Here is a 9,129-nt window from a genome sequence, read left to right on the forward strand (position 1 = left end):
TATGTCTGCAATCAAGTAAATGAAGGGGCTAAGAAAGTAATTAACCAAAACAAAATCATATTTAAACCTGACTTATTTTCTCAATAAAAAAAAAAAGACTCAACAAATACAATACCTAACAAAGTATTTTTAAGTTTTATTCAAAACTTTCGGATAGCAGTGTCTTTGTTGTAGTTTTTAACTTTTATGGTAAAAGACTTTTTATTTTCCCATTGTAAAGTAATTTGTTCAAATATTGAGGCTGTCAAATAATAAATAGGATCGCCAACGTTAGCAGCAGATAAACCAATACTGCGCATCACGAACCAAGAAGACATGGTTCCTGAATCATCATCCGTCGCACGAATATACGCTTGTGGTTCGTTTTTATAAATTCGGACTATGTAGGAATCGATTCCTTTACTGTTGTTGGATAAACCAGTTAATGCTGTGCCACAAAAACCGACAAAAATCTAGTTTGCATTCCAATTGAAGATGTGACATTAAAAAATCAAAAAATCTAGTTTGCATTTCAGTTGATGTTGTGCCATTTTTGATTTGTTTTATGACAAAATTGCCGTTTTGGATATATACAAAACAAGCGATTTATCCTAGATGGATATTCCGCTACAAAGTATGCCACCCATTCCGCTGGAAAGGTCGCCACGATTCCGCTGGAAAGGTTTCCACTTATTCCGGAGCAAAGTACGCCACTTTACTCCTGATTTAATACTTTTAACGGACTGACATTCCCGCACAAAGTACACCACCTATTCCTTATCCATTAGCTCACAAAGTATAGATTTAACAGCCATTATGTAAAAGTTTGGTTTATAATCATAAAAACCTCTTGCAATACGGCAAATAAACTACTTAGTATGATTAAGATAAGGCAAATACTTCCTTTTCTAGAGCGCGGTGTTTCACATCGTGCTCTAGAAAAGGAAGTCAAGATATCCAGAAAAACGATTGCGATTTATTTGCAAAAATTTGTACAAACAAGAGTTGATTTTAAAGAGTAGTTAAAGCGCTCTGAACAAGACCTTTAGCAGATCCTTGGGCTTTTAAAGCCTGATATAGTGGACGATGCTGACCTGCGGAAAGTTCATTTTAGCAACCGGAGTGGTTACTTTGGCAAGGAACTTAATCGAACTGGTGTAACACGCCTACTGCTTTGGGAAGAATATATTAAAGAATACCCATCGAGCTTTCAATATTTCAGGTTCTGTGAACTTTTGTAGGATCAAGAGAAGATAAACAATGCCGTGTGGATTTTGGACGAATTTGGATTGAAAGCCTTAAACAACCATGCAAGGATTGCCTTACTTGATATACTAGAGGATAGATATGGTATAGGATCAACTACGATTACTTCACAGTTGCCCGTAGACACTTGGTATAACTTCATTGAAGAGCCAACGCTAGCCGATGCTATTATGTACACATTGTCAGCTTCAGGGCAGAGAATAGCATTAACAGGTAAATCTTTGAGAACTAAAAAAAATTATTAACTTTGAAAAATATCATCTTTACTTAGTGATGATAAAGGACAGTTTGACTGTCGTACTTTGCTCCGGAATAAATGGCGTCCTTTAGTACGAAATCGTGTGGTACTTTCGTCGGAATATCTAATGTGGGTGTCGAACACTTTTTATGTTAAAATTGAGTTAAAACCTTACAAATAAACCATTTAGTTTCATTGTTGTACGATAAAAAGGAAGCCATTTTTAATGAATCCAAAAAACGTAAAATTGAAATTGATATCCAATTATTTAAAATACTGATAGTACAATAAATTAATTTACATTTAATTTAAAGATGAACCAAGATCACATAAATTCTATGTATATTTACAGACAGATAATCGACTAAATACCGATTATCTAATTTTATAATCACATTATAACATGTAGTTTTTATAATAGATACTCGGCAAAATATCGAGTATCTCATTATAATTTAACAAAAATTTCTTAATCATGGATTTTATAAAATTACTATCTACGTTCGAAGGACAGCCCATAACACATCAAATTTTGACCAGTATACTGCATCAATACAAGCGACCAAATGATAAAATTAAAGCGCTGAAAGAAAAAGGAATAATCAAATCTGTAAAACGAGGGATCTACATTCCTGGAGAAAACACAAATATGCAAATACCCGAAAGTAGTCTAATTGCCAATCATATTTATGGCCCCAGCTATATATCGATGGAGACCGCTTTATCACATTACAACTTGATTCCAGAACGCGTATACGCTGTAACCTCAATGACAATAAAACCTTCAAAAGACTTCAGGACTTCGATTGGATTATATAGCTATTCCTATCTTCCACTGCCTTATTATGCTTTTGGAATTAAAAATGTATTACTTCAGGAGAATCAGAGGGTAATTATGTCCTCACCAGAAAAAGCCCTAGCTGATAAAATAGGAACTACACCCGGAGTTATATTAAGAAGCATGAACAATGCCCAAAATTATGTTTTCGAAAATTTAAGAATGGAGCAATCCGATTTAAAAGATTTCGATACAACCCAAATGCGTTCCTGGTTATCAGACGCACCAAAAAAAGAGAGCTTGGAAATAGTAATAAGAATGATAGAGAAATTATGATTAAAGAATGGCTTGAAAGTTACAAACCTAAAAATAAAGAAGAAGCACAATCTGCACTTCGCGAAATCATGCAGGAGATTGCTCTGGCTGGACTCTACCGATCCGGTTTTTTTGACAAAGCAGCATTTTATGGTGGGACTGCTTTGAGAATATTCCATAAACTGGATCGTTTCTCCGAAGACCTTGATTTCTACTTACTACAGGCACAACAAGATTTTTCTTTGCTAAAGTACCAAGATGCAATTGTAAATGAATTTGCAGGATTAGGAATGAATGTAAGTATCAGTGAGAAACAGAAAGTGAAGCAGAGTACTATCAATTCAGCTTTCTTAAAATCGGAAACTTTATGGCGCGAATTAAAACTGGAAACTATCACACCGCAAATTGGCGTTGGTACCAAAGCTAACATAAAAATTAAGATTGAGGTAGATACAGCCCCCCCTTTGAATTTTAAAACAGAAGAAAAACTTCTCTTACGACCTTTATCTTTTTATGTTAAGTGCTTTACTCTTCCAGATCTCTTTGCCAGTAAGATGCATGCACTGCTTTTCCGCAAATGGGGCACTAATGTTAAAGGACGAGACTGGTACGATATGGAATGGTATATTAAAAAAGGAATTAAACTTAATCTTAGTCATTTCTTAACAAGAGCACAAGAAAGCGGCGACTGGAAAGAGGAAACAATCTCAGAAATTGAATTCAGAGAATTACTTTCAAAAAAAAAAGATACTGTAAATATGGACTACGTAAAAAAAGATGTAATTCGTTTTGTAAAAGACCCGGCACAACTGGATATCTGGTCACCTATATACTTTCATGATTTGGTTGGAAACTTACAGATAGAAAAAATTCAACTCGATTGAAAAAATTAATCACCTAGTAATTCGTTATTAAAAATTTCAGTATCTCCGACTTCTTTTCTGATAATATGAAAGAATTTATAATTGTCATAAATAGTTCTTTCTTTGAGTAGGTTTGTTTTTAAAACACTTACAAACTGTAATTTTATAGTTTAAAAAGGTGTTCCATAGTCGAACACCTAAAACATTTTTAATTATAATTTTTTTGATTGTCCGCAATCACCAATATTTATTCAAATTCCTTATCTTTATAAAAGATGAATTTATTCATTTTTACAGCAAATTTTGAAAGTGAGGAGTCTTGTAGAAATCATTTTAAACAAGAGAGAGATAAGATCGGTGTTCAATGCAAATGTAGATGTAAAGATCATTTTTGGATAAAAAGCATCTGGAGTTATCAATGCAAAGAATGCACAAAAAGGATTTCTTTGCGTAGTGGAACTATTATGCAAAGCTCCAATTTATCTTTTATGATTTGGTATAAAACAATGTATTTGCTGACCGCCACGAAGAAAGGATTTTCAACTAAAGAAATTCAAATTCAACTTGGATTAAAAAGGTATGAACCCGTTTGGGCTATGGTTCATAAGTTGCGAAAAGGAATGGGTAACAGGGATTCGCGCTATACTTTGGAGCGAATGATTGAATTTTACGAAGGCTACTTCACAATTGAATCATCAGAAATTGAACAAGAGAAAGGCATTAGAGGTCGTGGCGCGGTAGGAAAATCAAATGTTGCTATTATAGCTGAATCTACACCTTTGGAAGATATTGAAACTGGATAAAAATCAAATCATAGTAGATATTTTAAAGCTAAAATTCTGCCAGATCACACTGCAAAAAATATTAACGAGACAATAAAAGAATCAATTGCCGAAAAAAGTATCGTTTTCTCAGACCAAAGTACTTCCTATATCGACATCGCTGACTATGTAAAATTGCATGTTACTGAAAAATCAGATAAGCAAACTACCAAAGAGACTTTACGCTGGGTTCATATCGCAATTAGCAATGCAAAACGTAATTTTCTGGGAAATCATCATAAAATTAAAGGAAAGTACTTACAATTGTACTTAAATGAGTTCATTTACAAGCTGAATCGAAGATATTGTGGAGAAAAACTCTTCCACAGACTAGTGATAGCAGGCATTACGGGATTATGACAAATTGCGGATAATCAATAATTTTTTAAATTTAAAAAACTCCATTTCGAAAAAAAAACATAAAAAATACACTAATTATTATTGGTTTAGAAAAGTAGTTCAGATATTGAAAATGAAAATTAAAGACCATAATAAATATAGAGGTTAACGAGCTATTTTTCCAAGCTATCTATAAACATTAATATTGGATTTATGTGTTCGATGGTGATTTCGGCGACTCCACAGAAAGACAAATAACGCCATTGGAAGACAATGGCGTTATTTTTATATTTAGACTATTTTAAATTTTCAAAAAAAGTCAAAATAGGTATAAGTTGTTCGATTGTAATCCCATTCATTCCACAGAAAGACAAATAACGCCATTGGAAGACAATGTCGTTATTTTTATATTTAGACTATTTTAAATTTTCAAAAAAAGTCAAAATAGGTATAAGTTGTTCGATTGTAATCCCATTCATTCCACTGGATGGGATGATTGAAAAGTCATCCCTTTTTTTATTGTAAATCAACAACCCTTTTTCCTGCATTAACAGGTGATTCCGAGACATTATCGGTATCATGGTAGGTGTTCGATAGACATCTTCCTGATAGTATAAATTGCTATCGAACACCAATTTGACAAATTCCCTTTTTTGGATAATATTTGCATTATTATATATAGATTTTAGATCTCCGAGTAAGTGTAATTTTTTCTGTAAAATTTTTAATGCATGTGTTTCAACTTTACTTAAACGCTCAATTGCATCTTTACATGAATGGATAGTACTACTATAAGTAGCATACCATCTATCATAAGTATCTTTTGAAATCTCATTTTTAATCCACTTTTCTTCTACAGAAAACATCTTTTCTTGAGTCTCTTCTAGCAAGAGTTTCTTTTGTTCTATTATCAGTTTGTTAGATTTTAAATTTTTGGATATGCAAATAAAAACTGCACAGTAAGTTAAGCTACATTTTTATAATTAATTTGATTGTTAAATTCTTCAATAGTTGCATAATTCAAAGCAGAATGCCTCCTTTTTCTGTTGTACCAAATTTCTATGTATTCAAAGATTTCCAGTTTCATTTGTTCTTTAGAAATGAGTTTGTTTCCATAAATCAATTCAGTTTTCAAGGATTTAAAAAAGCTTTCCGCTACAGCATTATCCCAACAATTTCCTTTGCGACTCATACTGCGGGTTATTTTTTTATAAGAATCAAGAACATTTACAAATTTTTTGCTGGCATATTGAACACCTCTATCGGAATGAAAAATTAAGCCTTTTTCAATATTTCGGTTTTTAATCGCCATTTTCCAAGCTCTAAGAGTAGTTTCATCTGTACTCATACCATCGCTCAAACTCCAACCTATAATTTTTCGATCGTATAAATCCATAATAGTTGTCAGATATATAAATCCTTCTTTGGTTTGAATATAGGTGATATCAGAAACCCAAGCTTTTGAAGGCATATTCACGGCGAACTCCCTATTTAATACATTTTCAACGACTAAATAATTATGATTAGAATTGGTTGTTACCTTGAATTTCTTGCTCAATTTACTTCGTAAGCCTAGCTGTTTCATATATTTTGCTACAGTAATTCTTGAAATTTTATAACCAAAACTTTGTAGTTCTAATGTTATTCTAGGACTTCCGTATCGTTGCTTGGATTCAAAATAAATCAATGTCATCCGCTCTTTTATGGCATTTTTTCGTTGCAACCTAGCGCTAATTATTTGTTTTTTCCATCGGTAATAACTTCCACTGCTCACTTGTAGAACTTTGCACATTTTTTCAATCGGGAATAGTTGTTCATTGTTTTTAATGAAACTATAAATCATCGACCGCTCTTGGAAAAAATGCCGATTGCTTTTTTTAATATATCACGCTCTAACTCGGCATCTTTAAGTTTCTTCTCCAGTTCATAGATTTTTTCTTGATCGGGAGTTAGTTTTAAATTCCCTTTTCCAGGAAAACTTCCTTCTCCAAACTCCTCAAAATCTTTGCGCCACTTATACAATTGCGGAGCAGTTACTCCTAACTCTCTGGCGAATTCGGATATGTTTGTTCTCTCATAACTCAGTTGGACCGCTTTCTCTTTAAAAGCTTTATCGTAAATTTTTCGCACTTGTTTCATAGGTTAAAATTAAGATTATTTCTTAACTTTATGTGATGGCTAAGTTAGCATGTCCACTCTTAAAATGTTCACAAATTCGTTGTAAAAGGATAACTACAATATAACACTTCGAATGCTAGTCAAACTTTTGTCTAAAATTAAATATAACTTCAATTTTTGTCCCTTCTCCAATTTTTGATTCGATATTAAATTGACCTTTTAAAGAATTCGCCCTTTCTTTCATATTGTTTAATCCAATGCCCCTTTTTTTATTTTTAATATCAAATCCTTCCCCGTTATCACTAATACTTAGTTTTAAAACATTGTCATTCCTCCTCTGAATTCTTATTTCACAATTTTTTGCATTTGAATATTTATTAGTATTTAAAATGGCCTCTTGAATTATACGATATAAATTTATCTTGTCTATATTTTGAATAGCTGTCCATTCAAACGTTTCATCATTTAAATATTTAAACTGAGTACTACTTATATCTTTTTGATTTTCAATTAAACTTGATAGCAACACATTAAAATCATTGCCCTCCAAGAAAGAACCTCGACTTAAGTCATGTGATATCGTTCTAATCTCATTTTCAATATTTTGCAATTCAAAAATATATTCCTTTCTTTTTTCAATTATTTTTGTGTCAATTTTAGAATTGAAAAAACCTAAATTCATTCGGACACCATAAATTTTATTCATTACGCCATCATGCAATTCTTTTGCTATTTTAGCTTTCTCATTCTCTTTTGCAACATTTATTTTTTCATGTTGCTCAGTTAACAGTTGGTATATTTCTTCATTAGCTTTTTGTTGTTTCTTTAAAAACCGTAACTCATTATTTTTATATTTTAAATATCTTATAACAATAATTATTAATAATAAAATTAATCCAAATGAAATAATTAAAATGTAAAAGTTCTTTTTTGTCAAAACTTTATTTTCATCCTCTATCCTTGAAGTTTCATATTCAATTCTGGCATACTTATTATGAGTATTTTTTTGAACTGTATTAATACTGTCACTTACTTTAATATATTCATTTGTATAAAACAAACTTTTCTTTTTATCTACTTTGGAAAGTAATTTTAATGAAGTTAAAATTTCATTACTACTTTTAATTTTAATTGCTAATTGATTCGCTTCTTTTAAACTTTGAATTGATTTTATAGTATCCTTCTGAGTTAAAAAATATTCTCCAATATGTATCTTTTTGTATAAAATATCAGAATCTATTCCAATACTGTCAACAATTTTTAAGGATTCAAAAAACATTGACTCTACATTTTCATAATCTCCATTTCTCATCTTGGAATAAGCCAAATTGCTTAAAACATTGGCATATAATCTAGTCCATTTTTTTTTTAACTCTTCTGAAAGTAAAGCTTGTAATTTTTTTATTGACTTCGGAAATTCGCCTTTTAAATCATGTAAATTGCAAATATTAATAATAGAAGTTACATTGTAATTATTTATTCCATCTTTATCATTATCATTAATTTTCATTTTTTCTAAATCACTTAATGCCACCTTGTGATACCATAATGCCTTATCGTAATTAACCAATTTCTCTAAACAATTACCCATTAATGTATTACAAGAATAAATCAACTGGTGATTTGTAGATTTTTTTAAATACTGCAATGCTTTAGAAATTTCAACTTCGCATTCTACATAATTTCCATCATAAAATAAAACATAAGCTTTATTGAATAGCATTCTACCAACATTATCATTGTCCTGGATTTTTTCGTATACTTTTTGAGCTTTCAAATAATAAAAATAAGCTGTATCTTTTTTTGAATTTTCATAACAATCACCCACAAAATATAGTGATTTTGCAATTCTAATACTATCATTAGAATCCTTTGATAATTGCAAAGATTTCAAACTTACATCTAAAGATTTTTTAGGATTATTTATATAATAATATTCAGAGGCTATCTTTAAATACATATCTCTGACAGTAGCATCATTTTTTTTAGATTTTAATGAAACTACTAAAGAATCTAAATATTTCTCTTTTCTATTTCCAGATAAATCATCAATATGACTTTTATCAAATAAAACGTTTGTACTTTTTTTACAGGAAAAAATAAAAAAAATTAGAAATAGACAAAAAAATTTAGTTCGAGTAATCAAAATACAGTTATTATTTTAAAATTTCAAATATAGTATTTTGAAATAAAGAAGACTATGTAATTCATAAATAAATCTCATAGTCTTTCTTCAATTAATTACAATTAAATAGTTAGTTTCTCGGTGGTTTTGGATTACTTGGATCTCCTTCTACAGCGCTTTCCTCTATACTAAATATTTTAGCCCCCGATAAGTTCGGAGTGTTATTTTAAATTTCAAACTTATATATTTGAAACATGAAATACAAGAAATGGACTTTAGATCAGAAG

The 9,129-nt window shown here is 30.7% G+C and carries 9 protein-coding genes and 1 pseudogene; 5 read left to right on the plus strand and 5 right to left on the minus strand.

Annotated elements, in window-relative coordinates; genetic code table 11:
* Positions 1-140: 140 nt before the first annotated feature.
* Positions 141-452 carry a glycoside hydrolase domain-containing protein gene (locus IWX83_RS16640; protein ID WP_370568451.1) on the minus strand — a complete coding sequence of 104 codons (312 nt, stop codon included), beginning with the start codon at positions 450-452 and terminating at the stop codon, positions 141-143.
* Positions 453-857: 405 nt separating this feature from the next.
* On the opposite strand from IWX83_RS16640, the gene IWX83_RS16645 reads away from it, so the two are divergent.
* The 5 genes and pseudogenes from IWX83_RS16645 to IWX83_RS16665 all read left to right on the plus strand — a co-directional run bounded on the left by IWX83_RS16645 (position 858) and on the right by IWX83_RS16665 (position 4,620).
* The gene (locus IWX83_RS16645; protein ID WP_196831290.1) at positions 858-1,001 is read left to right on the plus strand and encodes a hypothetical protein; all 144 of its coding nucleotides are present in this window, start codon (positions 858-860) and stop codon (positions 999-1,001) included.
* Between the two features lie 243 nt (positions 1,002-1,244).
* Positions 1,245-1,490: an ATP-binding protein gene (locus IWX83_RS16650; RefSeq protein WP_370568447.1), complete on the plus strand. Its 246-nt coding sequence runs from the start codon at positions 1,245-1,247 to the stop codon at positions 1,488-1,490.
* A gap of 468 nt (positions 1,491-1,958) precedes the next feature.
* Entirely contained in the window at positions 1,959-2,597 is a 639-nt protein-coding gene (locus IWX83_RS16655) for a hypothetical protein (RefSeq protein WP_196831291.1), read from the plus strand.
* The gene (locus IWX83_RS16660) at positions 2,594-3,460 is read left to right on the plus strand and encodes a nucleotidyl transferase AbiEii/AbiGii toxin family protein (protein WP_196831292.1); all 867 of its coding nucleotides are present in this window, start codon (positions 2,594-2,596) and stop codon (positions 3,458-3,460) included. The genes IWX83_RS16655 and IWX83_RS16660 overlap by 4 nt, the downstream gene beginning before the upstream one ends.
* A gap of 254 nt (positions 3,461-3,714) precedes the next feature.
* Positions 3,715-4,620, plus strand: a pseudogene (locus tag IWX83_RS16665) (IS1595 family transposase).
* 395 nt (positions 4,621-5,015) lie between these two features.
* Here the strand turns inward: IWX83_RS16665 and IWX83_RS16670 are convergent.
* From IWX83_RS16670 to IWX83_RS16680, 4 genes are all read right to left on the minus strand, one after another.
* Positions 5,016-5,489: a hypothetical protein gene (locus IWX83_RS16670; protein WP_196831293.1), complete on the minus strand. Its 474-nt coding sequence runs from the start codon at positions 5,487-5,489 to the stop codon at positions 5,016-5,018.
* Positions 5,490-5,563: 74 nt separating this feature from the next.
* Positions 5,564-6,442 carry an IS3 family transposase gene (locus tag IWX83_RS16675; RefSeq protein WP_370568449.1) on the minus strand — a complete coding sequence of 293 codons (879 nt, stop codon included), beginning with the start codon at positions 6,440-6,442 and terminating at the stop codon, positions 5,564-5,566.
* The gene (locus tag IWX83_RS17520) at positions 6,439-6,738 is read right to left on the minus strand and encodes a transposase (protein ID WP_370568450.1); all 300 of its coding nucleotides are present in this window, start codon (positions 6,736-6,738) and stop codon (positions 6,439-6,441) included. Before IWX83_RS17520 ends, IWX83_RS16675 begins: the two co-directional genes overlap by 4 nt.
* 115 nt (positions 6,739-6,853) lie before the next feature.
* Positions 6,854-8,863, minus strand: a complete 2,010-nt coding sequence (locus IWX83_RS16680) for a sensor histidine kinase (RefSeq protein WP_231380080.1) — start codon at positions 8,861-8,863, stop codon at positions 6,854-6,856.
* Between the last annotated feature and the right edge of the window lie 266 nt (positions 8,864-9,129).

The organism is Flavobacterium sp. CG_9.1 (assembly GCF_015751645.1).
Lineage (GTDB): Bacteria > Bacteroidota > Bacteroidia > Flavobacteriales > Flavobacteriaceae > Flavobacterium > Flavobacterium xanthum.